This window comes from Neobacillus pocheonensis, assembly GCF_050477905.1.
In the GTDB taxonomy this organism is placed as follows: Bacteria; Bacillota; Bacilli; order Bacillales; family Cytobacillaceae; genus Neobacillus; species Neobacillus pocheonensis_A.
In genome coordinates this window covers 1-25,342 of the sequence record NZ_JBCNAD010000036.1, presented here as the reverse complement: position 1 = coordinate 25,342, position 25,342 = coordinate 1, and the positions used below count along the sequence as shown (strand labels likewise).

Annotated in this window: 26 protein-coding genes; 19 read left to right on the top strand and 7 right to left on the bottom strand. The window is 39.8% G+C overall.

What is annotated here, in order from left to right; translation table 11 throughout:
- The first annotated feature begins 105 nt into the window (after positions 1-105).
- The 3 genes from ABES02_RS19930 (at position 106) to ABES02_RS19920 (ending at position 2,776) form a co-directional block, all read left to right on the top strand.
- The gene (locus ABES02_RS19930; RefSeq protein ID WP_430138805.1) at positions 106-1,137 is read left to right on the top strand and encodes a S66 family peptidase; all 1,032 of its coding nucleotides are present in this window, start codon (positions 106-108) and stop codon (positions 1,135-1,137) included.
- A gap of 68 nt (positions 1,138-1,205) precedes the next feature.
- Positions 1,206-1,586 carry a VOC family protein gene (locus tag ABES02_RS19925; RefSeq protein ID WP_430138802.1) on the top strand — a complete coding sequence of 127 codons (381 nt, stop codon included), beginning with the start codon at positions 1,206-1,208 and terminating at the stop codon, positions 1,584-1,586.
- Between the two features lie 143 nt (positions 1,587-1,729).
- On the top strand, positions 1,730-2,776 hold the full coding sequence (locus ABES02_RS19920; protein WP_430138799.1) for an ADP-ribosylglycohydrolase family protein: 1,047 nt from the start codon (positions 1,730-1,732) through the stop codon (positions 2,774-2,776).
- Between the two features lie 84 nt (positions 2,777-2,860).
- Here the strand turns inward: ABES02_RS19920 and acpP are convergent, their stop codons facing one another.
- The gene (gene acpP / locus ABES02_RS19915) at positions 2,861-3,088 is read right to left on the bottom strand and encodes an acyl carrier protein (RefSeq protein WP_430138796.1); all 228 of its coding nucleotides are present in this window, start codon (positions 3,086-3,088) and stop codon (positions 2,861-2,863) included.
- 70 nt (positions 3,089-3,158) lie between these two features.
- A complete protein-coding gene (locus tag ABES02_RS19910; RefSeq protein WP_430138793.1) occupies positions 3,159-3,530 on the bottom strand; it encodes an iron chaperone in 372 nt (123 codons plus the stop codon).
- 268 nt (positions 3,531-3,798) lie between these two features.
- Here ABES02_RS19910 and ABES02_RS19905 point away from each other — a divergent pair, with 268 nt between their 5' ends.
- Complete coding sequence (locus tag ABES02_RS19905) at positions 3,799-4,428, top strand: class I SAM-dependent methyltransferase (RefSeq protein WP_430138790.1); 630 nt, start codon at positions 3,799-3,801, stop codon at positions 4,426-4,428.
- Positions 4,429-4,532: 104 nt separating this feature from the next.
- On the opposite strand, the gene ABES02_RS19900 is transcribed toward ABES02_RS19905, so the two are convergent.
- Together ABES02_RS19900 and ABES02_RS19895 are read right to left on the bottom strand one after the other, a co-directional pair.
- Positions 4,533-4,937 (bottom strand): VOC family protein, encoded by a 405-nt coding sequence (locus ABES02_RS19900; protein ID WP_430138787.1) that lies wholly within the window; start codon positions 4,935-4,937, stop codon positions 4,533-4,535.
- A 199-nt stretch (positions 4,938-5,136) separates the two neighbouring features.
- Positions 5,137-5,763, bottom strand: a complete 627-nt coding sequence (locus ABES02_RS19895; protein WP_430138784.1) for a fumarylacetoacetate hydrolase family protein — start codon at positions 5,761-5,763, stop codon at positions 5,137-5,139.
- Between the two features lie 471 nt (positions 5,764-6,234).
- On the opposite strand from ABES02_RS19895, the gene ABES02_RS19890 reads away from it, so the two are divergent.
- The gene (locus tag ABES02_RS19890) at positions 6,235-7,380 is read left to right on the top strand and encodes an acyl-CoA dehydrogenase family protein (protein WP_430138781.1); all 1,146 of its coding nucleotides are present in this window, start codon (positions 6,235-6,237) and stop codon (positions 7,378-7,380) included.
- A 61-nt stretch (positions 7,381-7,441) separates the two neighbouring features.
- The gene (locus ABES02_RS19885) at positions 7,442-9,037 is read left to right on the top strand and encodes a long-chain-fatty-acid--CoA ligase (RefSeq protein WP_430138778.1); all 1,596 of its coding nucleotides are present in this window, start codon (positions 7,442-7,444) and stop codon (positions 9,035-9,037) included.
- Positions 9,038-9,077: 40 nt separating this feature from the next.
- On the opposite strand, the gene ABES02_RS19880 is transcribed toward ABES02_RS19885, so the two are convergent.
- Positions 9,078-11,216, bottom strand: coding sequence for a sigma 54-interacting transcriptional regulator (locus tag ABES02_RS19880; protein ID WP_430138897.1), 2,139 nt, complete (start codon positions 11,214-11,216; stop codon positions 9,078-9,080).
- A 328-nt stretch (positions 11,217-11,544) separates the two neighbouring features.
- Here ABES02_RS19880 and ABES02_RS19875 point away from each other — a divergent pair, with 328 nt between their 5' ends.
- The 12 genes from ABES02_RS19875 (at position 11,545) to ABES02_RS19820 (ending at position 24,021) form a co-directional block, all read left to right on the top strand.
- Positions 11,545-12,897, top strand: a complete 1,353-nt coding sequence (locus ABES02_RS19875) for an acetyl-CoA carboxylase biotin carboxylase subunit (RefSeq protein ID WP_430138775.1) — start codon at positions 11,545-11,547, stop codon at positions 12,895-12,897.
- Between the two features lie 20 nt (positions 12,898-12,917).
- Entirely contained in the window at positions 12,918-13,130 is a 213-nt protein-coding gene (locus ABES02_RS19870) for an acetyl-CoA carboxylase biotin carboxyl carrier protein subunit (protein ID WP_430138773.1), read from the top strand.
- Between the two features lie 21 nt (positions 13,131-13,151).
- The gene (locus ABES02_RS19865) at positions 13,152-13,523 is read left to right on the top strand and encodes an AtuA-related protein (protein WP_430138770.1); all 372 of its coding nucleotides are present in this window, start codon (positions 13,152-13,154) and stop codon (positions 13,521-13,523) included.
- Positions 13,524-13,532: 9 nt separating this feature from the next.
- A complete protein-coding gene (locus ABES02_RS19860; RefSeq protein ID WP_430138769.1) occupies positions 13,533-14,315 on the top strand; it encodes an enoyl-CoA hydratase/isomerase family protein in 783 nt (260 codons plus the stop codon).
- Positions 14,316-14,366: 51 nt separating this feature from the next.
- Positions 14,367-15,731: an acyclic terpene utilization AtuA family protein gene (locus ABES02_RS19855; RefSeq protein ID WP_430138767.1), complete on the top strand. Its 1,365-nt coding sequence runs from the start codon at positions 14,367-14,369 to the stop codon at positions 15,729-15,731.
- A gap of 13 nt (positions 15,732-15,744) precedes the next feature.
- A complete protein-coding gene (locus ABES02_RS19850) occupies positions 15,745-17,310 on the top strand; it encodes an acyl-CoA carboxylase subunit beta (protein ID WP_430138764.1) in 1,566 nt (521 codons plus the stop codon).
- 23 nt (positions 17,311-17,333) lie between these two features.
- Positions 17,334-18,143, top strand: a complete 810-nt coding sequence (locus ABES02_RS19845; RefSeq protein WP_430138761.1) for an SDR family oxidoreductase — start codon at positions 17,334-17,336, stop codon at positions 18,141-18,143.
- Positions 18,144-18,170: 27 nt separating this feature from the next.
- A complete protein-coding gene (locus ABES02_RS19840; RefSeq protein ID WP_430138758.1) occupies positions 18,171-19,733 on the top strand; it encodes a class I adenylate-forming enzyme family protein in 1,563 nt (520 codons plus the stop codon).
- 42 nt (positions 19,734-19,775) lie between these two features.
- On the top strand, positions 19,776-20,549 hold the full coding sequence (locus ABES02_RS19835) for an enoyl-CoA hydratase/isomerase family protein (protein WP_430138755.1): 774 nt from the start codon (positions 19,776-19,778) through the stop codon (positions 20,547-20,549).
- An 81-nt stretch (positions 20,550-20,630) separates the two neighbouring features.
- Positions 20,631-22,301, top strand: coding sequence for a class I adenylate-forming enzyme family protein (locus tag ABES02_RS19830; protein ID WP_430138752.1), 1,671 nt, complete (start codon positions 20,631-20,633; stop codon positions 22,299-22,301).
- Between the two features lie 117 nt (positions 22,302-22,418).
- Positions 22,419-23,162 carry an enoyl-CoA hydratase-related protein gene (locus tag ABES02_RS19825; protein WP_430138894.1) on the top strand — a complete coding sequence of 248 codons (744 nt, stop codon included), beginning with the start codon at positions 22,419-22,421 and terminating at the stop codon, positions 23,160-23,162.
- 271 nt (positions 23,163-23,433) lie between these two features.
- Positions 23,434-24,021 carry a dienelactone hydrolase family protein gene (locus ABES02_RS19820; RefSeq protein ID WP_430138749.1) on the top strand — a complete coding sequence of 196 codons (588 nt, stop codon included), beginning with the start codon at positions 23,434-23,436 and terminating at the stop codon, positions 24,019-24,021.
- A 188-nt stretch (positions 24,022-24,209) separates the two neighbouring features.
- Here ABES02_RS19820 and ABES02_RS19815 read toward each other — a convergent pair whose 3' ends face one another.
- Positions 24,210-24,377: a hypothetical protein gene (locus ABES02_RS19815; protein ID WP_430138747.1), complete on the bottom strand. Its 168-nt coding sequence runs from the start codon at positions 24,375-24,377 to the stop codon at positions 24,210-24,212.
- Between the two features lie 319 nt (positions 24,378-24,696).
- Here ABES02_RS19815 and ABES02_RS19810 point away from each other — a divergent pair, with 319 nt between their 5' ends.
- Entirely contained in the window at positions 24,697-24,921 is a 225-nt protein-coding gene (locus ABES02_RS19810) for a hypothetical protein (RefSeq protein WP_430138744.1), read from the top strand.
- A 182-nt stretch (positions 24,922-25,103) separates the two neighbouring features.
- Here ABES02_RS19810 and ABES02_RS19805 read toward each other — a convergent pair.
- Positions 25,104-25,342, bottom strand: a 239-nt coding sequence (locus ABES02_RS19805) for a sensor histidine kinase (protein ID WP_430138741.1), incomplete at its 5' end; no start/stop codon positions are given.

Sequence of the window (25,342 nt, the reverse complement as noted above, 5' to 3'; positions counted from 1 at the left end):
TCATTAACAGGAGGTAAATTTGTTCAAGTTGTATAAATTATATTCATATTTAGGGTGCTTCAGCTTTGAGGAAGCTAATCGATTTACATAAAGGTGGGAGTTAACGTGTTAATAAAGCCAAAGAAATTGCAGCCGGGAGATCGTGTTGCAACAGTAAGTCCTTCTTGGGGAGGCGCAGGTGATCCAAAACTTAGATGGCGGTATGAACAAGGTGTAAAGAGATTGGAAGAAGTTTTTGGACTAGAAGTTATTCCCATGCCGAATAGTTTGAAAGGGAGTGACTATCTTTATAAAAATCCACAAGCCCGTGCAGAAGATTTGATGACAGCCTTTAAGGATGAAAGCATTAAAGGAATCTTTGCAAATATTGGCGGGGAAGATAGTATTCGTATACTTCCTTATATTGATTTTGATGTAATACGTGAAAACCCGAAAATATTTATGGGTTACTCTGATGTAACAGTTTCACATTTATTTTGTCACAAAGCAGGAATTTCTTCTTTTTACGGTCCAGCCATTTTAACTGATTTTGCTGAAAACGTTGAAATGGATCCATATACGATTGAATCAATCAATCGAACGCTCTTTTCAAATGAGGTAATCGGTGAAATTCAACCGGCTAAAGAATGGACAAGTGAGCGATTAGAATGGATAGAAGAGAATAAGAAGCGCCGACGGACAATGCAACTAAATTCAGGTTACGACGTACTTCAAGGAACAGGGGTAACACGCGGACATTTGATTGGAGGGTGTTTGGAAGTACTAGAGTTTGCGAAAGGAACAGAACTTTGGCCTGAAAAGAAATATTGGAATGATAGTATTATTTTCTTTGAAACATCTGAAGAAAAGCCGGAACCACGCTTTATTAAGTATTGGCTGCGAAATTATGCGGCACAAGGCATTTTACATAAAACAAAGGGAATCATTTTTGGTAAACCGCAAGATGAGAAGTATTATGATGAGTATAAAGACGAAATTCAAAAAGTCATGAAGGAATTTAATTTAGAGGATTTGCCGATTATTTATAACTTAAATTTTGGTCATACCGAACCGAAATTTATTTTGCCATATGGAGCATTGGCCGAGATTGATTGTGAGCAGAAGACCTTCAAGCTTTTAGAAAGCGGAGTTGTATAATTCTCTCAAAACCTGAGTTAGTTTTGAAGCGATTGACTAATAAAATCATATTTTTCTAAGATATTAACGTGAGAAAGGACATTGAGAGATATGAATATCAAAAAATCTTGAATAGGATTTATGTGACCGACCTGGAAAAAGCTGTCCAGTTTTACGAAGGACTGTTTCAGACTAAAGCAACAAGATTCAACTATTGGAGTAAAGGATTGGATATTGCCGCGATAGGAGACTTTCTGCTTGTTAGTGGGACTGATGAAGCTTTGGCAAATGTACGAGATTCAGCCATCTGTTTCTTAGTAGATGATATTCATGCTTATAAGACTTGGTTGTTGGATAATGGTGCCGTAATACGACAAGATATTACGAAAGACTTTTCAGGCTTCAGCATGATTGTACAACAACCAGATGGTACGGTAGTAGAATATGTGGAACACGCTTTTAGTTACTAAGGTAAAGAGCAAATAGCAAACTAAAGTGAGGACAGTGATCGTACTAGTTTCCTTACAGGGAATTTTCTTGGAGCCTATACTCCATAGAGTTTGAAACTAATTGTATCCGGTGTGTAAGAGCATTAAGAAAGGAGGAACACCTGTTGAAAAGGTCTCAAGAGTTTTTTAGAGGTTGTCTTCTTGGGGGAGCAATAGGTGACGCTTTGGGCTGGCCTGTTGAATTTAATACCTATGAACAAATTGCTCATCGATATGGACCTAAAGGTATTCAAGATTTGCAAATATCTTCTTCGGGAAAAGCTGAAATAACTGATGACACGCAAATGACTCTTTTCACCGCTGAGGGTATCTTAAGAGCGGAAACCAGAGGCAATCGAAAAGGAATCTGTCATCCACCGTCAGTTGTATTCTTTGCATATCAAAGGTGGATGTTGACACAAGGTTACCAAAAAATTGAAGAATACGAATGGATTTATGATGGATGGTTACTTGATGTTAGAGAGCTCCATGCAAGGCGAGCGCCTGGTAACTCTTGCTTATCAGCTCTATCCAGCAGAAAACTAGGCACCGTAGAAGAACCAATTAATAATAGCAAAGGCTGTGGCGGCGTCATGAGAGTGGCACCAGCTGGACTATTTTACGGCAAAGAAAATGTATTTGATATGGCGGTTGATTTTGCAGCTATTACTCATGGGCATCCTTCAGGATATTTATCAGCAGGAGCACTTGCGAATTTGATTACTTCTATTATGGAAGGAATGGACCTTGAAACAGCCGTTCAAACAACAATTACGAAACTGAAAGCCCAAGACAAGCATGAGGAATGCACACGAAGTTTAGAGAAAGCGATAGAACTTTTAAATAGTGAACTTCCTGATATAGAGGCGATTACTCAAATTGGTGAAGGCTGGGTGGGTGAAGAAGCCTTAGCAATTTCTGTCTATTGTGCTTTGAAACATCAGGATGATTTTATGAAAGCATTAGTAGCAGCAGTTAACCATAGTGGGGATAGTGATAGTACTGGCGCCATAACCGGAAATATTCTTGGAGCCTATTTAGGAGTGAGTAATATTCCTGAAAGCTGGGTAAAGAATGTTGAAATGAATGAAATCATCATTCAAATTGCAGATGATTTACTTAAGGGGCATCAAGATACCTCTGAATGGTGGAATAGGTATCCCGGTTATTAGAAAGCCGAAGGGACGGTTCTCATGGTATAAATTCGGAAAATGCTTACAAAAAATAGCCAGCAGATCCGTCCCCAACGCACTTTGTTAACGTTTTTCTATGTAGTTTACGACATCACCGACCGTTTGAAGCGTCGCTGCAACTTTGTCAGTAATTTCGATTGCGAATTCATCTTCAATTTCCATCGTCAGGTTTACCATATCAAGAGAATCTGCTGCGAAGTCATCTTTAAATGATGCCTCCTTAGTAATATTCTCCATTTTGACACCCAGTTGGTCTGAAATAATAGGCTTTAACTTTTCAAATGTAGTCATTGCTAAATCTCCTAACTATTTTTTTTAACCTCTCAGAGGCCTTTGGAAGACCCAAAGATGTTCTAAGGTTTTATTTCCGCCAAAAATTCGTAAATTCTGCTTTATCCTGAATATTAAATTCAATCATTTTCTCTAGCAAATCGTAATTTACCGGCCCATTCCACGGAATTCGAAACAAGCCTTTGGTAGCGCTGTATCCAGCTTGTTCAATGGCATCGGCAAAGTGCGCAATGCCTGCTTCTTCGGGTGAAACGCTCAAATGATGCTTCGCTGTGGAAAAGCCGATGATAAAGGTGCCGTGATCGGAAAACATTGGCGTATTCCATTTGATTTGCTGTTCCAAATTTGGGAATTTATTAGCAACCCACGCCAAAACTTCCTCTGTTCGGTCGCGGTGGTCGAGGTTATCGATACCAGTTAAATACTTTGCAAACACTTCCAATTTGTTTCCTCCAAAAATAAAAAATATTCGTTCAAACAAGTTCCTCAAACACCTATTTCCACTATATATTTTACAACCATGATAGTCAAAATGGCTTAAAAATAGTTAGTTTTTTGGGGTTGATAGTATAATTAAGGTGAAAAATAGAGTAGAGGTGGATTCGGTTGAATCCTTCTTATTATAAAATAATAAAAGGATTTATTGTTAAACACAACAAATTAGGTGTGATTTACCAAAGATTTGTTACTAAAAGAAAGGTGATTGAGGTATGACAGAATTCTGGGAGTCCAGTTTTATAGAAAATCAAATGATGTGGGGATTTGAAGCTTCAGACTCCGCAATCGTGACAAAGGACTTTTTCCTTGAAAAGAAAGTTAAGGATATATTGATTCCTGGTTTTGGATATGGTAGAAATGCAAAGGTTTTTATTGACAACGGAATCAATGTAACAGGTATTGAGATTTCAAAAACAGCGATTGAATTGGCAAGGCAAAATGGGCTTAATGGTCACATTTTTCATGGTTCAGTAACCGATATGCCTTTTGATAATAAACTTTATGATGGAATATTTTGTTATGCACTAATTCACTTATTGAATAATCATGATAGAGAAAAGTTTATAAAAGATTGCTATGATCAGTTAAAGCCAAACGGATATATGATTTTTACTACTATTTCAAAAGAAGCCCCCATGTTTGGCAAAGGCAAACAACTAGGTAAAGACTACTTCGAGATAATGGAAGGGGTAAAAATGTTTTTTTATGATTCTGATTCGATAAAACAAGAATTTGGAAAATATGGGCTGATAGAACTTTCGGAAATTGTTGAGCCCCATAAGAATATGGAAAATAAACCTCCATTTAAATTCTTAATGGTAAAATGTCAAAAAGAACTATAATAACGCATTATTCTTAAAAGGAAATTAAGGGAAACTCAAGGGCTTCCCTTAAAAATCGGTAAATTTAAAACACTATTTTAAAACATAGCCTAGAATTAAAGTATCTACTCTACTGTAAACATCCAACTAACTCCATATTTGTCCTTTACGGAACCATGCAACTTGGCAAAGAATGTTGGTTGAAGATCCATTAGGATGGTTCCGCCATCTGCGAGTACATTCCATGCATTTTTCGCACGCTCTTCAGAGTTAAGCTCGACACTGATGACCACTTTCTGACTATCTGGGAAATCACGATTTCCATCCGACCCCATAATAATTCCTGAATCTGTTAATTTCAATTGTGCATGCAATACTAGATTTTTATCACTTTCAGCAATCGGAAAATTAGGATCTGACGACATCTCACCGTACTTTTGCATCAAAATCATTTCTCCATCAAAAGCTTTTTGATACCATTTAAACGCTTCTTCGCATTCTCTGTTAAACATTAAATAGGGTTTAATCATTTCTCTTTCTCCTTTGTTATTAAAATAGTTTTGCCATGACGCTGCAATTAACAGCTGCACAGGTGATATTTTATATTATATACGAACATTTGTTCTTTATTCAAGGTGCAATAAAAGAACATGGAGTTTTAATATTTAAATGGTTTAAATTTGTATATTGTTTACTAAGAAAAGCCAGCAGAACCACCCCGATGTGACCTCAAGTGAATTTAATAAAACAATCACCGATAATTTTGTTATCCCATTTTAATGACAAATGATCTCTATCAAAAATTTGTCCGACTCCTTCTGGTGTCCCAGTAAAGATGATGTCCCCTTCATCCAAACCAAAGTGAAGAGAAGTGAAATCAACGATTGTCTGCAAATCAAAAATCATATTTTTACTATTTCCTACTTGAACCATCTCGCCATTTCTAATAAGCGAAAAGTCCTTTTCTTTTATTTCGTTTATTCCAGGAAATTCAATGAATTTACTTACAACTGCTGAATTAGGAAACCCTTTGGCAAGCAGCCATGGATGTCCTTTTTTCTTTAGTTCAGATTGAACATCGCGCAAAGTAAAATCGATGCCAATCCCCATCCGGTCTATGACTTCATCTGCTTTCATGCCCTTTTCATGTTTGCTTCCAATCCTAATGACCAGTTCTGTTTCATAATGGATCGAACCACGATTTCCAGGCAGATGAATCTCCTGACCGTTGGCTTCCACAAAGGCATGAGTAGGCTTTGAAAATAGAAAAGGGGAGCTTGGCACCTCATTGTTTAATTCTTTTGCATGTGCTACATAATTTCGACCAACACAATAAATGTTTCTGATATCACCCATATTCCATCCCTCTTTCAATCATTTTTATTTTAGTTATGAATGGTATGTTGTAGAGTAACTAGATTATCTAGTCCATGTGATTATAGAAAATAAAAGCAATTGTGGACCGATAACTCTATTTTAACAAATTGTTAGTTATATTTTTGGCTTTAAACCATGGCCCCATAAAAAAGTAAAGGGTAATTGGTTTATTTGTAGAATTAAGTAAGAAGACAATCAAAAGACTCGTAAAAGCAATGGAGATTCCCCGAGATTTTTAGTTTTGTTTTATACTGGTTTGTATTTTAAACTGGTGTCCAATAATTTAACGACTTTGTTTAATAATTGGACACTGTTAATATCCTCCCCATTAGGATGTAAGGGAATCTCCTAATTTTTTTTGGCATGATTTTTGCAAGTATAAAAGTGACCAGTGTATGGAAAAATCAAGAATCCTAAATGAGCCGAAGTGACAAAAGGGAGGAATTTTAAGTGGAATATTCAGAAGAGTTAGAAATTTTACGAAAAACAGTTTCAAGTTTTGTGCAAAAGGAAATTGCTCCGATTGCAGAGGAAATGGATAAAACCGATGAATTTCCAAACTGGATCTGGAACAAGCTTGGGGAACTTGGGATCCTGGGTGTAACCATTCCCGAGCAATATGGTGGTTCAGGTCTTGGAGCTGTCGAACAGGCCATTGTTACAGAAGAAATTGCAAAGTACAGTGCAGCAGTAGCTGTATCCTATGTTGCCCATTCTAATTTATGTGCCCACAACCTTTATCACAATGCCAACGAAAATTTGCGTGAAAAATATCTTCCTGGTCTGTGCAGCGGGAATTTAATCGGTGCCCTAGGGTTGACAGAACCAGGGTCAGGTTCTGATGCTGTTGGGATGAGTACAACGGCGAAGCGTGAAGGGGATTATTATATCCTTAATGGAAGTAAAACGTTTATTACCAATGGTCCTATAGCGGATGTTCTGATTGTGTATGCCAAAACAGACAAAGAAAAGGGAGCTCATGGAATCACGGCATTTCTGGTTGAAAAAGGATTTCCAGGATTCTCCGTATCCAAACGGCTTGAGAAAATGGGGAATCGGGGGTCAGTAACGGGAGAGTTAATATTCGACGATTGCCGTGTACCTGCTGAGAATATCCTTGGTGAAGAAAATAAAGGAATCAAAGTTATGATGTCTGGTTTGGACATTGAAAGAGTCATGGTTTCTGCCCTGTCCTTAGGCATTGGCGAAGGTGCGTTTAGGGAGTCTGTGAAATATTCAAAGGAACGAAGTCAATTTGGCAAAGAGATTGCTACCTTTCAATTAATTCAGGCCAAAATTGCTGATATGTATACCACATTACAGGCTGCAAGATTACTAACCTACGATGCTGCCTCTGAGGCCGCAAAAGGGAAGAAGGTAACCTTAAAGGCAGCTTCCGCGATTCTTTTTACGGCAGAAACAGCTACCAAAGTAGCATTAGAGGCAGTTCAGATTCATGGTGGTTATGGATATATGCTGGATTATCCAGTAAATCGTTATCTACGAGATGCCAAACTCTATGAAATTGGTGCAGGGACATCAGAAGTACGCCGGTTAATTATTGCAAGAGAACTTCTGGGAGTTAAAACATTTTAATCGTAAATCTTAAGGCTGTTTTTGATATTCGGAAAAATTTTCAAAAAGCAGGGGGATGCACATGTCGTTAGATTATAACCTGGTTCACCGTGTTAATTTGGGAGATATTTTAAAAAGAAGCGCGAAAAGGTACCCAAACAAAACAGCCGTTGTAGAAGGGGATCGGAGATTCAGTTATTTCGAGTTTAATAAAATGGTGAACAAGGTGGCTCGCGGGTTCCAATCAGTTGGATTAAATAAGGGCGATCGTCTTTCGTTACTATCCAGTAATTCTATTGAATTCCTGCTCGTCTATTTTGCATGTGCTAAAGCAGGCATCACGATCGTTCCGATTAATACTAGTTTAACAGCGAATGAAGTGGAATATATCCTCAAAGATTCCGACTCAACAGCCGTAGTGGTAGAGACCCAATTTCTTGATTTAGTAAGACTGAGTAAAGGAATAGATTCACTTAAAGAAATGATTATCATCCAGGGGGAGCCAAATTCCATCTCTTTACAAACAGAAACAAAAGGTATTCACGATTGGGAATCCTTATGGAGGGCGCAGGATGATTCTGAGGTTTATTGTGAGGTAACCGACAGGGATTTGATGCAATGTTTATATACGAGCGGCACCACCTCAAATCCAAAAGGGGTAATGAGCAGTCATGTTGCCGTTTATTTTAATACGTTAGGAACGGCCTATGATTTGAAGTTTACAGAGCAGGATGTTTCGATTGCCATGCTACCGATTTATCATGTTGCCCAATTAAATGCCATCACAACCCCGGTATTTCTTGCTGGCGGCACAACAGTCATTATGAAAAAATTTGAACCAGAGCAACTAATGTCACTGATTGAGCAGGAAAAAGCTACGCAAATTTTTGGTTTGCCCATGATGTATCGTGCATTGCTGGATCATTCAAAGCGGACCGATTATAACTTAACTTCATTAAGGCTTTGTGTATATGCCATGGCGCCCATGCCGGATACAGAACTTAAGAGAGCCCATGAAGTATTTCAATGTGATTTTGCCCTTCTTTTTGGTCAAACAGAAATGGCACCAGTTGCCACTGTTTTCCGTCCTGAGCATCAGCTGATAAAACCAGGAGCAGTTGGAACCCCGGCAGTAAATGTGGAAGTAGAGATTATGAACAACCAGGGGGAATTTCTGCCAAAAGGAGAAATTGGCGAAATTGTTTATCGGAGCCCGCAAACAATGGAAGGGTATTTAAACGACCCCAAGAAAACGCAAGAAGCTTTTGCGCATGGCTGGTTCCATAGCGGAGATTATGGCTATTTCGATGAAGATTCCATTCTCTGGTTTGCTGACCGGAAAAAAGATATGATTAAAACAGGCGGAGTCAATGTCTCTTCTATTGAAGTGGAAAAGACGATCTTTAAACATCCTAATGTTCAAAATGTAGCTGTGGTGGGTCTGCCTCATGATCACTGGACAGAAGCACTTACTGCTTTTGTGATTGCTAAAGACGATCAGGACATACCAGAAGAAGAAATTATTCAATTATGTAAGAGTGTTTTAGGAGGATTTAAGATTCCGAAAAGGGTGGTAACTGTAAAAGAATTCCCAATGACTTCGTCTGGGAAAATTCAAAAACATGTATTGCGGAATCATTTTATCAACCTGTATGCTAATGAAAAAATAAATCAATAGAATAGAAGAAAGGAGACTGGATTCCCAGTCTCCTGTTTCATTATTTCAATTGGAAGGAAATGCTAGTTTCAATGTTATACTTTTTCAATTTATTGTAAAGGGTGGTCCGACTTATGCCAAGCAGTTCGGCAGCCTTTGAGCGATTTCCTTGGACAGACTCTAATGTTTCCATGATCATCGATTTTTCTGAGTCTTTTAAGGAAACAATTTCATTTACTGAATCCTGTCTGACAGGTATAGAAGGAGTGAATGCTTCGTTTGCTATCTTTCTTTCCGGCACTTTTTTTTCTACTAAGTGCGTTGGTAAATGAATGACATCAATCCAGTTTTTCACATCAAAGTTCATGGCTCTTTCTAAGATATTTTCCAATTGACGAATGTTTCCAGGCCAAGAATATTGTTTCAGAGTCATCAATGCATCAGGACTGATGCCAATCACTTCTTTAGTTAATTTTTGATTTAGTTTGTGGATCAAGTGATTACAGAGTAACGGAATGTCATCCGCTCGTTCTCTTAGAGAAGGAATCGGGATGGTTACGACATTAATCCGATAGTAAAAATCCTCTCTAAACGTACCTGCCAGTACCATTTGATGTAAATCCTTGTTGGTTGCGGCAATAATTCGAACATCAACCGTCCGTGTATGATGGTCACCAATTCTTTCAAAATTTCTTTCCTGTAAAACGCGCAGCAATTTGGATTGAAGCTGTATAGGCATATCACCAATTTCATCCAAAAAAAGCGTTCCGCGGTCAGCTAATTCAAATTTTCCTATTTTTCCCCCACGTCTCGCCCCGGTAAAGGCGCCATCTGCATATCCAAAGAATTCGGACTCCAGCAATTCAGCAGGAATGGCAGCACAGTTTACTCGAATAAAATGGCCTTTTCTGCCTGATTCTTTATGTATGGCCTCGGCAAATAGCTCCTTACCAGTTCCACTTTCCCCAGTTATCAGGACAGTCGAATTATTTTTAGCGGCTAAGAGTGCCTGATGCTTGAGATTGGCCATATTTCGGTTATTTGATTTAATAGTATCAAAAGAGGAATTTTGGGTTAATTTTTCGTATTCACTTCGGTAATAATTTAATTCACTTTCCAGTTTATCAATTTGATAAAACAATTCTTTCCATTGGTCCAGCTGATTGGAGATGATTTTAATGATCATTCCCACTTGTTTTCCGGCATGAACGATGTATTCCTTCGTTAATATTCCTGTTTTATTATGGATGGTCATAATTTCTTTTTTCAGGTTTGGGTCGGTAGAAAATTTTCCAAGCTGTGGAAGGGCTGTATGAAGCGGCTGATAGATGATATTCTTCTCTGTTTGTTCAAATAAGTCCAAAAATGCTTGATTTGTAAGGGTAATCCTGCCATCCAAATCTGTAATAATGATAGCGTCGTAAGATAAGGCGATGGCCTGTTGAAGAGTTTGTTGAAGCTTTTTGGTGGTTTCTAGTTCTTGGGCGAATTCCTCTAATGTGGTCATGTTTTGAATAATCGCAATAGCACCACTTGTATTCTCTTTATATGTAATCGGAATAAAGGTGCCAATCCCGCTTATCGGGCCAAAGGTTACCTTTTTTTGTTTAATCGTCATATGATCATCTAGCGCTGTCACGAGGTAATTGGAAATCTCCGGAAAGTATTTCTCAATTCTTTTCCCAATGACGTCTTCCTTACGAAAAGAAACGCTCTCCGCCGCCCCATTAAAGGCGACAATATTTCGATTTTGATCAATCGAGATGACGATATCCTCTAGATTTTCAATTAAGCCGGATAATTGATTGACAAGAATTTCTGTTTCATGTAAAAACCCACGGATGATATCCGACTTACTGATAACCCCCGCTACTTTATTCTGTTCATTAAGAACAATCCCATGGGCAACATTATGCTGCAGTAATACATTCTTTACTTTCATAAATGTATCATGTTCGTTGACGGTCAGGACTTCTCTTTGAAGGATTTCCTTCAATGGTGCATTTATTTCCATCCCCTCTAAAATCGACCGGTAAACAGAATATTTGCTTACAATTCCAAGCGGAAAATCGAGGTCATCGACGATGCAGGCCACATCAATTTTTTGATTTATAAATCCTCTGATTACTTCAGAAATTGGATGGTCTTCTCCCAGCTTTAATGGGGGAGAGCAATAATCCTTGATATTTAACTCCTTCATCACTTTAATGGCAAATCACCTCTCATGTTAAAAAGTTTAACAGGTTGTCTAATATTATAACGAAATTCAGAAATTATACAATATTGCAAAAAGTAAAATGGTGTTGGAATCGTAATCGGCATTCACAGGGCTGTAAATATATTTAACAGTTGTTCATCTCTTTGACGCAAATGCTCATAATGATTACACACGAAAGGGCCAAAGGAACTCATTTTTGTTTCTTGGTTCGCCTTCGGGCCTTGGCACGATTATTGCAAGTAATAAAGATGAAATCCCAAAACAAGCTGCGTAACTGATAGTTGAAATGACGGGTGATTGGAGGATATGTATGACGATAAAAAAACTACTGATAGCAAACCGTGGAGAGATTGCCAGCAGAATTATCAAAACCTGCAGGAGGCTTGGAATTAAAACGGTTGCGATTTATTCAGAAGCCGATGAACAAATGCCCTATGTGGAAGAAGCGGATGAAGCCTACTTAATTGGCCCGCCGCCGGCATTTCAAAGCTATTTAAAGATGAATGAAATCATAAAAGTTGCCTTACAATCAGGAGCGGACGCCATTCACCCCGGGTATGGGTTTCTTTCCGAAAATAGTGATTTCGTGGATAGATGTGAAAAAGAAGGAATCACCTTTATTGGTCCATCCAGTGAGGTCATTAAAATGATGGGCAGTAAGATCGAAGCAAGAAAGAAAATGAAGGAGCTTGATGTCCCCATTGTTCCCGGGAGCAGCCATGCCATTGATTCGGTAGAAGAGGCATTGCAAATAGCCGGTTCGATTGGATACCCCGTCATGCTAAAGGCAAGTGCAGGCGGAGGCGGAATTGGCATGGAATTAGTTTATTCGGAAGAAGAGCTTAAGAAAGCGTTTTTCTCGACGAAAAGCCGTTCCGAAAAATTCTTTGGAGATTCCTTAATTTTCATTGAAAAATACATCGAGAATCCAAGACATATTGAGATGCAAATTGCGATTGATCATTTTGGGAATGCCGTTCATCTATTTGAAAGAGAATGCTCGGTTCAACGCCGGCATCAGAAGGTCATCGAAGAAAGTCCGTCTCCTTCGATTCTGCCTTTACAATTAGAGAACTTAATTCAGGCGGCCTTAAAGGGAGCACAAGGAATTGGCTACCGCAATCTCGGAACAATGGAATTTATTTTTGATGAACAAGGAAATTTTTACTTTTTAGAAATGAATACAAGGCTTCAGGTGGAACATCCGGTAACGGAAGAAACAACCGGCTTGGATTTGGTCGAGTGGCAAATTGATATCGCCAATCAAAAACCGTTACCACTCAAGCAGGAAGCGATAAAAAGAGAAACGCACGCTATCGAGTGCAGGATTTATGCAGAAGATTCTGTCCGATTTTTTCCATCGCCAGGAACCATCAGCCGGCTTGTTTGGCCTGATGGGATTAGAATCGATACCGGAATTGCCAGTGACTCAACGATTACACCTTTCTATGATCCGATGATTGCCAAAATTGTTTCCAAGGGTTCCAACAGGGAAGAGGCGATTGTAAGGATGAAGACCGCATTGGAGACCACACAAATCGAAGGAATCAAAACAAATATTCCCTTTTTGTTGGAAGTATTAGAGAATGAAGAATTTAATAATGGATTTTATTCTACCAATCTTGTAAAAAAAATGCGTGAAAAAAGCGCAAACAAAAACTAATAGAGTAGGAGTGGAATGATATGAATATCAGGTCAAATATGAGCGGAAGTTTATGGAAGGTTTTAGTGAATGTGGGTGATCAGGTAGAAGAAGGACAGGAAGTAGCCATTTTAGAATCAATGAAAATGGAAATTCCGATTGTTTCCGAAGCATCCGGGGTTGTCGAGGCGATTTTAAAAAATGAAGGTGACTTTGTTCAAGAGGATGAAACGGTAGTCAGACTGCAAGGATAGAAATGGGAAGGAGGTATAAAGATGAGCAGGATTAAGCTTGATCAAATCGCGTTGTCGAGATCCGGGGACAAAGGAAATATTTCTGATATTTCTTTGTTTGCCAAAAATCTCGAAGTCTATGAGCTATTAAAAAGAGAGGTCACTCCTGAGAGGGTAAAGGAACATTTTGCCGGTTTATGTACAGGTAATGTTGAACGCTATGAAGTGCCCAATGTGCTCGCTTTAAAATTTGTGTTACATGACGCGCTTGGCGGCGGGTCGGCTTCCTCTCTTCGGATGGATAATTTAGGGAAATCTCTAAGTGCAGCTTTGCTCCGAATGGAAGTGGAAGTTCCTGATTACATTCTGGCGGGGATCGAAATAAAAGGACCGCAAATCTATTCGATTTTTTAGGAGGATAACATGGGTGAACTAGTCCGTTTTCATAATGAAGAACATATTGGCATTGTCGAATTAAATGACCCTGAGAGCAGAAATTCTCTGTCCAAGGAAATGTGTTTAACCTTGATTGATACCCTGAAAGCGGCGGAAGCAAATGAGTCGGCCCATGTAATCGTTCTGACCGGTGCAGGTAATTCATTTTGTGCCGGAGGAAATATTAAGGAATTTGCAGGGTATCAAGAAAAACTGGCCAGTGAAATTCATCAAGAAGGAGAGGCGACCACCCAGCTGTTTCAAACGCTATCAAGCCTGCGAAAACCAGTCATTGGTGCGATCAATGGTCATGCATTAGGTGGCGGCTTGGGGTTAGTGGCCGCGTGTCATTATTCAATTGCCTCCGCTAATGCAAAACTCGGAACGACGGAAATTAAATTGGGATTATTCCCACTTGTCATCCTTCCTGTCTTGATTGAGGCAATGGGCAGTAAAAAGGCACTTGAAATTAGCTTTACGGGGGAAATTTTTAAAGCTGAAAAAGCGATGGAATATGGATTAGTCAATAAAGTGGTCCCGCCTGAGCAGGTTATGGAAACGGCGATAGAGTTTGCCGGGCAGCTGGCCTCCGCCAGTCCATTAGCACTAAAAATCGGCATGGACTGTTTTGTGAAAACGCGGGATATGGAATGGAACAAGAAGCTGGATTATGCCAACACATTACGTGTGATTTCCTTCCTTAGCGATGACCTTAAGGAAGGGGCACAGGCCTTTCTGGAAAAAAGACAGCCGAATTGGAAAGGCAGATAACTTTTACACTATGAATCTTGTTACTAAATGAGTAGGTTTGGAGGGAATGGAATGCCGAAAAAAGTTAGAATTGGCGCGGGGATGGGATATTATGGTGATTCTGTACTGCCTGCCCTCGATATTGCCAGAAACGGAAATGTTCAATACATTTGCTTCGATGATCTCGCTGAGTTAACAATGGCCATTTTAGAAAAGGATCGAAAAAAGGATCCTACAAAGGGCTATACAAAAGATATTACCCAGACGATGAATTTATTGCTGCCTGAATGCTATCCAAAAGGAATTAAGTTAATCACCAATGCCGGAGGGATCAACCCTGATGGGGCGGTTGCAGAAGTGAAAAGAATTGCCGGGGAACTAGGGTACGCCGATTTAAAAATTGGTCTCGTAAAAGGGGATAACATCTTTGACCGGTTACCTGAGGTCAGTCCCTATTTTTTGAATAAAAGCGAGGAAGAATCATGGGAGCACTATCAGGAGCGTCTATTATTTGCCTCGGTGTATCTGGGAGCACAGCCGATTGTAGAAGCATTAAAGCAGGGGGCTGATGTGGTTATTACTGGAAGGACAACTGATTCTGCCCAATTTGCCGCTCCATTAATCTATGAATTTAACTGGTCATACGATGACTGGGACCGTATCGCATCGGCTGTTTTATTAGGACATCTAATGGAATGCTCGGGTCAAGTGACCGGCGGAAATCATACAGGAGCTTGGTGGGAGATTGAGGATTTAGATAAGATTGGTTATCCAATCGCAGAAGTGGATGCCGATGGTTCCTTCATTCTGACAAAAACAGCAGGAACAGGCGGAAAAGTTTGTGTAGATACGGTAAAGGAACAATTCTTATATGAAATCCATGATCCGCGCTCTTATATTACTCCTGATGTGGTAGTCGATTTTACATCCGCCGTTTTTGAGGATGTAGGACCCGATCAAGTTCGCGTTTCCAACGTAAAGGGAAAACCAGCACCACCAACCTTAAAGGTGTTAATGGGATACGAAAATGGCTGGGCCGGTGATGGAATGATGGGGTATTCATGGCCTCATGCCTTGGAAAAAGCAAAAAAAGCAGAGGAAATTCTCCGAAAACAAATGGAGAGGCTTGAAATTAAAACAGAAGAAATTCATACCAGCTACATTGGCTATAATTCACTGCATGGACCACTTGCCCATAAGGTGGATTCCGATTTATTGAATGAAATTTATTTATATTTTGCGATTCGGACAAAGGAAAAAACGGATGTGTTAAGGTTTGGAAAATTATTGTCGCCATTGGCAGTCAACGGACCGCCATTCGGGGGTGGTGGCCTTGGTAAAGGAGGAAAGCCGCGGCAGCTATTAGGAATGTATTCATGCCTGATTGACCGGGATGTGATTGAAAAAGATGTAACCGTAGAGATTGTCACGGTATAAAGGAGGAAATCAAATGCAAAAGACCTATAATGAGACGTTTAGGCTGACAAATCAGCAAAAAGAGGACAGAATCGAAGCGGAAAAAGAGCGAATCAAACAAGGAGGGGCTGAAAAATACCGTAACCGTGTCAAGGAACAAAACAAGTTATTTGTGCGTGAAAGGTTGGCACTTCTGTTAGATCCAGGCTCTTTTCGTGAAGAGGGTTTATTAGCAGAAGCACTAAAGCCAGATTTGGCTGCAGACGCTATGGTGACAGGGATCGGAAAAATCAACGGGTGCAAAGTGGCCTTTTTAGCGGCCGATCCTACCGTAAAAGCTGGGTCGTGGGGGCTGAAATCAGTCGAAAAAATGATTCGGATCCAGGAATTAGCGATGAAATTAAAAATTCCAATGATCTATATGCTTGATTCTGCTGGAGGCAGAATCACGGATCAAATTGAAATTTTTCCAGGGCGCCGCCATAGCGGAAAAATTTTCTACAATCAGGTGAAAATGTCAGGAATGGTTCCACAGATCTGTATTAATTTCGGTCCTTCCCCAGCCGGTTCTGCTTATATCCCAGCCTTTTCTGATTTAGTAATCATGGTCGATAAACAGGCAAGTGCCTATTTAGGCTCTACTAGAATGGTAGAAATGGTGATTGGCGAAAAAACAACGATGGAAGAAATGGGCGGGGCCAGAATGCATTGCTCCACAAGCGGCCTTGGGGATGTCTTAGCCAAGGATGATGAAGATGCCATCGAAATCATCAAACAATATCTCTCGTATATGCCGCAAAATTATAAACAATCGCCTGAAATGGTGGAAGCGATTTCACCTAAGGAAGGGAGATCAATTAAAGAGATTATTCCAGAGGATATGAACCGCCCTTATGACATGTATGAATTAATCGACCGTGTCATTGATGAAGGCAGCTGGTTTGAGATCAAAAAGCTGTTTGCTCAAGAACTGATTGTTGGCTTTTCCCGCATAGGCGGCAGGGTTGTAGGAATTGTCGCCAATCAACCGAAAGTCAAAGGCGGAACCTTATTTGTGGATACGGCTGACAAAGGAGCAAGATTTGTGACACTATGTAATGCCTTTAATATCCCGCTGCTATTTTTGGCGGATGTTCCAGGATACATGGTCGGCACATCGGTGGAAAGAAAGGGAATTATCCGCCATGGCGCCAAATTTATTACTGCCGTGTCCGAAGCTACCGTACCTAAGCTAACGGTCATTGTCAGAAAGTGTTACGGGGCAGGCTTGTATGCCATGTGCGGCCCTGCTTATGATCCGGAAAAGGTGATCGCACTGCCGTCAGCATCCATTGCCATCATGGGGCCGGAAGCTGCCATCAATGCCGTCTATTACAATAAAATTCAATCGTTGCCAGAGGAAGAACGTCCGGCCTATATTCAGAGATTACGAGAAGAATATTCAGAGGATATTAATATTTACGCGCTTGGCTCGGAGCTCATTATTGATGAGGTCATTCCGTATAATTCGCTCCGTGACGAGGCGATTGTCCATTTTGATTATTATGAATCAAAGGACATTACATTTGGAGAGAAAAAGTGTCCGGTACATCCGGTTTAATGGATGAAAATGGGGGTGGGGAAATGGCAAATTCAGAGATTTTTTCGAAAACGCTATTAGAAGACAAAGTAGCAATAATTACCGGAGGAGGAACCGGAATCGGGAAAGAAATCGCCTATCAGTTAGGAAAGGCGGGAGCAAAGATTGTTCTTTCCGGACGCAGGGAACATGTATTAAAAGCAACGGAAGCAGAATTTGTTTCCCAAGGATTTGATGTGTTATCCGTTCCTACTGATATCAGGGAAGTGGAACAAGTCGAAAACCTGGTGGCGGAAACAGTCAATCGCTTTGGCAAGGTCGATATCCTCATCAACAATGCCGGCGGGCAATTTCCTAAAAGGGCCGAGGAACTTTCGAAAAACGGCTGGGATGCCGTCATTCGGACGAATTTAAATGGGACCTTCTATGTCACCCAGGCAGTGGGAAAACAAATGATCAAACAGGGGAATGGGGGAGCCATCACAAACATTCTCGTTTCCTTCCTTCACCGGGGGGCACCTGGTATAGCTCATTCGGTTGCCGCCCGGAACGGGGTATATGGTTTAATGAAAAACCTGGCATTAGAGTGGGCCAGATACAAGATCCGGATTAATTCTATTGGGGCTGGATTATTCATTACAGAGGGGATGCAAGAAGAGATGGCGGCTGCAGACCCTCATTTTATTGATAATACAACAAAAGCTGTGCCCTTAAAGCGAGTAGGAAATCTTGAAGAACTCGGGTGGCTGGCAACCTTTTTATCCAGTCATGCAGGTGGGTATATCACGGGTGAAAATATTATCATTGATGGCGGTAACTCCTTAGGACATGGAATCACGTTTTTTCCATACTAAACTATAAAATTGGTTGGGGGTAATGACATGGGGTTCACTGACCATTTGAATGTTTCTTACTTAATTAAAAGAGAAGGATTAGACCTCGATAAAAAGGCCATTGTGTTCGAAGGAGAAAGTTTAACCTACAAAGAATTGAAAGAAAGATCGATGAGATTTGCCAATGGGCTATATGATCTGGGAGTTCGTAAAGGGGATAGAGTTGTAGTCCTAACAAAAAACTGTTTAGAATTTTGGGAAATAAATTTTGCCATTTATGAAACAGGTGCTATTGTTGTCCCGCTAAACAGCCGTTTATCCCCACAAGAAATTACTCATTTAATAAAGCATGCAGAACCTAAAGTCATAGTATTTGGGGAAGACCATATTGATCATATTAAGTGTTGTTTAAATGAATATAGGGATGCGATTCTCGTTCATTTAGGTAAACGTGAAGTGAATGATCTTCCTTATAAAAAATATGACTCTATTTTAGCTGGAGCTCATTCGGAACCACTTAATATTCCTGTAGATGCCAATGATCCTGCCGAAATCATTTATACTTCAGGAACAACGGGATTTCCTAAGGGAGCTGTTTGGACACACGGAACGATTCTCTGGAATTCCATTCAGCAAAGTTTGGACTATAACATAACGAGTGAAGATAGTGTCTATGTTCTGCTCGGATTAAACTACATTGGGGGTCGTCATGAATTTACCATGTCCGTTTTTCATCAGGGGGGAACGGTTCATATTCGGCGGATGGGCGACTATGAAATAAATGAAACAGTCGATTATATCGAAAAACATAAAATTAGTTTGATTCTATTGGTTCCAATCATGTTACACGATATGCATCAAAGAAGCGGCTCCCTCAATGAAAAATTAAAGAGTTTAAAAATGATCATGTGTGGGGGAGCTCCCGTACCTGTTCCGTTAATTGAGAAAACAATGGAAGTTTGTCCACATGTCGATGTTATCCAAGTATATGGATCAACCGAGGCAGGAGGTACTGTTTCAGCACTGAAGAAGAAAGATTCAATCAGGAAAATAGGGTCATGCGGAAAGCCGACTTTGCATAATTTGATTGCCATTGTCGATGAAAATGGCCAGCCGGTTCTACCGGGACAACCGGGTGAGATTGCCGTAAAGGGACCGGCAGTAATAAAAGAATACTGGAACAATTCGGAAGCTACTCAAAATGCCCTTAAAAATGGCTGGTACTATACGGGAGATATCGGCAGAATGGATGAAGAAAATTTCCTTTTTATCGTTGGAAGAAAAAAGGACATGATTATCAGCGGCGGAATGAATATTTATCCGGAAGAAATAGAGCTGACATTAAGAAAGCATCCGAGTATTAACGATTGTGCCATTATTGGGGTACCCGATGAGCGTTGGGGTGAATCGATTATGGCCATTGTCCAACCAATAGACAACGCTGAAATTTCGGAACAAGAATTAATTGATTATTGCCGCACCAATTTAGGAAGTTATAAGAAGCCCAAATATGTTAACTTTGTCTCCACCTTACCAAGAACACAGTCAGGAAAGATACAAAAATTTATTCTTCGTGAAAGCTACTCTAGTAATCAAACCCTAATTAAATAGAAAACTAAATTTCAAAGTAATTATTTGATTGAAGGTGATAGTTTGTATCATTATGAGACCCTATTAATTACGGAACCGAAGGATGGATTATTAGAGGTTACTTTGTCTCGGCCCAAACAACTCAATGCGTTAAATATGTTAATGATAGATGAACTTTTTCATTTAACAAGTGAACTTAGAGGCCCTTTATTGGATAAGTATCATGCCATCATCTTTTCCGGCGCCGGCCGTGCTTTTTGTAGTGGAGGGGACTTAAAGGAATTTTTAGGTATTTACGAGAAAGATCATAGTACAATTGAAAACTATATTTCTAAATTTCTACGATTATCAAAAGTTTTATATGAATTGCCAATTCCAACAATTGCTAGTTTACATGGAGCAGTCGCTGGTGGGGGTGCCTCCATTGCATTGGCATGCGACATCAGAATAGCTGCCAAACAAACGAACATCCAATTTAATTTTTCCCGAATTGGTTTAATTCCAGATATGGGTGCTCATTATTTCTTACCTCTACTCATTGGGGAAGCCAATAGTTTAGAAGTACTATATACGGGCAGGCCTATCCTTAGTGAGGAGGCTTTAAAAATAGGATTAATTCATCAAGTCGCGGAAGGTGAGGACTTGAAACGACAAACGTTTGAATATGCCAGTCAATTCGAAAATATGGCTCCTCAAGTCTTTAGGCATATTAAACAACTGATCAAAAACAGGAACTACTCGTTAGATCAAATATTAAATCTGGAAACCATCATTCAAACGGAAAGATTCAAGAGTAAAGAATTCGGAGAAGCAATTGGAAGATTTTTTGAAAAATAACGATTTGGCCTTTCATTAGAGGAATTCAAGGAATCGTAATCAGAACGTAAGCAGGACCCACTTTTTTAGGGAGTGAAGAGGATGAAACTGGATGTTACTTCGCTTTATAACAGAAGAAGAGTAAACAGATGGGAACGGGTCAGCGTAGGGGATATGCTGGAACGGTTAAGGTACAGTTTCCCAGATAAAGAAGCTTTGGTCGGGTGGGAGGGCGCGTATTCCCATCCAGACAATGCCAGACTTACCTATCTGCAAGCAGATAATAAGGCCAATCAATTTGCCCATGCTCTTTTGCAAAAGGGCTTAAATAAGGGCGATAAAGTGTTGTTATTTTGCGATAACTCGGTAGAAGCATTTTTGGCCAAAATTGCAGTTGCAAAGGCTGGGCTTGTGGCCGTACCGATGAATACGATGATGGCTCCCGATGTCATATCCTACTTAATTAATCTCGTGGAACCCAAACTGTATATTGCGGACGCGGAACATTGGAAAAAAATTGAGCCGGTGTTCAATAACCATAATATTCAACTTGATATTACCATTCCGATTGGCGGAGAAGTAGTCCCCGGAAGTCAGTCATTTGAGGAGTTCTACGCGGGACAGCCGATAGATGAACCTGACGTGGAAATTCATGGGGACGATATCTGGGAGATGCTGTTCACGTCAGGTACCACAACGATGCCGAAATGCGTGATGGTTTCCCATACAAATACCTATATGGCTGCATACAGTTTCGCTTTGTCCTTGACCAGGGGACACCAGCTTGAAAATCAGTTAAGGGTTTGCAGTTTTCTGCCAATTATCTTCCATGTCGCAGATCAGATTTTCGCTTTTTCTCCCTTCCTTTCAGGGGGAACATTTATTATCGGCAGGGCGCTGAATACGACTGACATCGCTGATGCGATTACAAATGAAAAGGTAACCGCCCTTTGGTCAGGATCCCCGGCATTTTTGACAGCGCTTACTGATTTGTTTATAAAGGAAAACGACAAATATGATCCTGTAAGTTTAAAAGTCATTGTCTATGGGTGGTCTGCTTTAAGCCCTGATTATACGAAAAAGCTAAAGGAAATTTGCGGCTATGATTTGGTGACTTTTGAAATTTTTGGTCAAACAGAGGCCATCTCCTGTTTTCGTTTTTGGCCGGATAAATGGCCGGAACTGCATGAACAGACAGCTCCAGCTGTTAATTATGTAGGGGTGCCAAATCCTCTTTTGGCCTCTGTCATCATGGATGAAAATGGGAAGCTGATTACAGAGTCAAGGATACCTGGCGAAGCAGTTTATCGCTCCCCTGCGATCATGTCAGGATATTATAAGGATGAAGAAGCGACCCGCAATGCCTTTAAATATGGCTGGTTCCATTCAGGAGATAGCTGCATGTACGATGAAAATGGCTTAGCCATCATGGTCGACCGCTATAAGGATATCATCAAATCAGGAGGTGAAAACGTCTCAAGTATCAGAGTGGAAGCCGTTTTAAGGCTTCATCCTTCTGTTGAAAAGGTTGCGGTTATCGCCTTACCACATGAGAAATGGGGGGAAATGGTCACGGGCGTGGTTGTCCTTAAGAGCGGAGCAAGTGTAGTGGATGAGGAGTTGATTCATTTCTGCCGTGAAAGACTGGGCGGATACGAGACACCGAAAAAGATCATCTTCACCGATCGTTTGCCTGAAACGGTGGGCGGTAAAATTCTTAAATACCGCTTGAGGGAGCAATTCAATGGGGTGGAGGTTAGGAATAATGGGTAGTTATTCTCCAGAATGGAACCCCTTAAGTTAGTCTGAATTTTACGATTAAAAAATGAGGCGAAGTTAAGGAGGAATCATGGAAAAGGAACTAACCTTTGAAAAAAAGGGAATCGAGCGATTGTAACCATCAATCGGCCTGATGCCCATAATGCCTTAACGCCGGACGGATGGAAATTTTTAGGTGATTCATTCCAAAGGGCCGTAAACGACCCCGACATATTGGTTGTGATTATTACTGGAACTGGTGATAAGGCCTTTTGCTCTGGTGCCGATTTAAAAATGACGGTTCCACGATTACTTGGAGAACAGAGGGACGAACAGCTTGAGTCAAGTATCAATCATGCCATGATGAAATTTAATCCGATTACCAAGCCGATTATTGCAGCGATAAATGGTTATTGTTTAGCGGGTGGAACAGAGTTGTTGCAAGCAACCGACATAAGAATTGCGGCTGATCATGCAGTTTTCGGTCTGCCCGAACCAAGATGGTCGATCATGGCTGCAGGTGGATCGCTGGCAAGGCTGGTCAGGCAAATCCCTTACTGCCGGGCAATGGAAATCTTATTAACGGGCCGGCAACTAACCGCTGCAGAAGCGGAAAAGGCCGGTTTGATAAATAAAGTGGTTCCTTTAGACTCGTTAATGGAGGAAGTCAATAGATATGCCAATCTAATCATCCAAAATGGACCCATAGCGGTTCAATCAACTAAAAAAGCAGTGGTCAGCTTGCAAAATTTACCTTTGGAAGATGCCTTTAAAGTGGAATGGGAATTTGCACAGGAGGCGCTAAGAAGCTGGGATGCCAAAGAGGGAATTAGGGCTTTTAATGAAAAAAGGGTCCCGCGATTCAAAGGGGAGTAAAGGAACCTACCTACTCATTTCATCCTAGGAATAACCTTTCCTTACGATGTTTAATAGAGAAATGAAGAGGCTGGAGGGGCTTGAAGTTGAAGAAGGAATACGTGCCTTTAGCATAGAATAAAGTACCGAATCATTGTTGAAATGAGGTTTGAACTGAACAAGGAGTTGCTGCGGCAACTCCTTTTTTGCGCTAACGAAGGTTAGTTGAACAAGAAATGATATAATATGGTATTAATTTGTATAAAGGAGTAGCTGTTCAAGGAGGTACAAAATGATTCAAATACACAAAAAGTCTGGTACTGTAATTATTGTAATACACGAAATTTATGGAATTAACCAACATATGCAGTGTTTTTGTAAATTATTATCAAAACAAAGTTTTGATGTCATTTGCCCAAATTTATTAGAACGAGATACACCTTTCGATTATTTTCAAGAGGAAGTTGCTTATCGTAATTTTATGGAGAACGTTGGATTCGCTTACGCTATGGATAAAATAAAAGATATATTATCAGATGTTAAAGATGAATACGAAAAAATATTTATCATCGGATTTAGTGTAGGGGCAACTGTTGCTTGGTTGTGTAGTGACGAAGAATGTGTCGATGGGGTAGTTGGATACTATGGTTCACGTATTAGGAATTATGTGGAATTAACACCACAATGTCCTACAATGCTATTCCTCCCGCAAGAAGAAAAATCATTTAATGTGGACGAGTTAATTTCAACTTTAGAAAATATAGAAATACATAAATTTAACGGAAAACACGGATTCAGTGACCCTTACTCTCCACAATATAATGAAAAATCAGCACAAAAAGCATTTAGCAAAATGGTGAATTTTTTAATGAAACATTAATTAAATATACAGAGGTGTTATTAAGTTAACAGGTGCGTTAGTCGATCAAGGGGGTTGTTGCGGCAACCCCTTTTCTTCTTCCACTAACCCGGCAGTTTGGTTGAAGAAGAAAAAACGTTTAATGCGTATTTTTGACTCAAAATGCGAAAAAAAATGAACTGTACTATACAGTTCATTTAATTAGTGTTTTATTTTTTAAGAGGGGAAATGACATTGTTATAAAAAAAACTTTCCCATTTAGCTAACAAACCGTTTCTATCTTCACCACGTTGTATTTTCATTTCGTGGTTCTTATGAAATTCTGCTATTCGTTTATTATGTTCTTTATGCCATTGATGGAGAGCAACTTGTTTCATTTTTATTCTCCTCTCGTTTAATACCTTAATTATATAGCTCTGGTTGAAAATTACAAAGTAAATTTTGCCACAAAAATTGACATAAAGATGTTAAACAGATGGAGAAAATTATGCGTCAATGAGTAACTTACTTCCTATTAAACAGGTTCTAGAGTTGAAGAACAGTGATTGCTCGGAAATCCTTTTTTGTTATTGGGCTAACAGGGCAGATTAGTTGAAGGAAGGTTTACAATTCCACCGCTATTATTAAATGGTATAATTCTCTTTATAATAAAATAACAGAAACAAAATCATTTGATTTTTACAATAGAGGTAATCAATGAAGTTATATACACTTAAAAAGCAATTCAATGAATATAAAAAAGGAACACAATTTTACTTGATTGCAGAATCAGAATTTATTGGGGTTAAAGAGTTTGTATTGAGAACGAAAGATTTATCGAAAAGTATATCAATCAATGAAAGTGAACTTCTTAAGAATTTTATTTTCATAAAGGAAATCTTTTTTATCGAAACGAAAGGCACTTTGGAGGAAAATGATTAATAAGGAAAACACATGGGAAGTGTGATCCCATGTGTTTTTCAGATTATTGTTTAGCTTTTACCAGAATTGAGATTCAAGGATTTTAAAGCACTCAATCATGAAATTGAAAAATGAGCAAATTAACTTGATGGCTTTGTACTTAATAACAGCAAGTGGACAATAAAGTTCGAGCCGGTTCCTAATTAACTCTCAACGTCAATTCTTCCGCCATGTGCTTCAACAATCGACTTGGTGATCGATAACCCGAGTCCTGCTCCTCCAGTCCTTCTTGCACGGGAAACATCAGCACGATAAAAACGGTCGAAAATCAAAGGCAGATTTTCTTCGGCAATTCCAGAACCATTGTCCTGAACGGAAAGTTCGGCAAATCGATCAGTTGCTGCAAGGGAAACTTTTATGAAAGACTTCTTGAGAAAAAGAC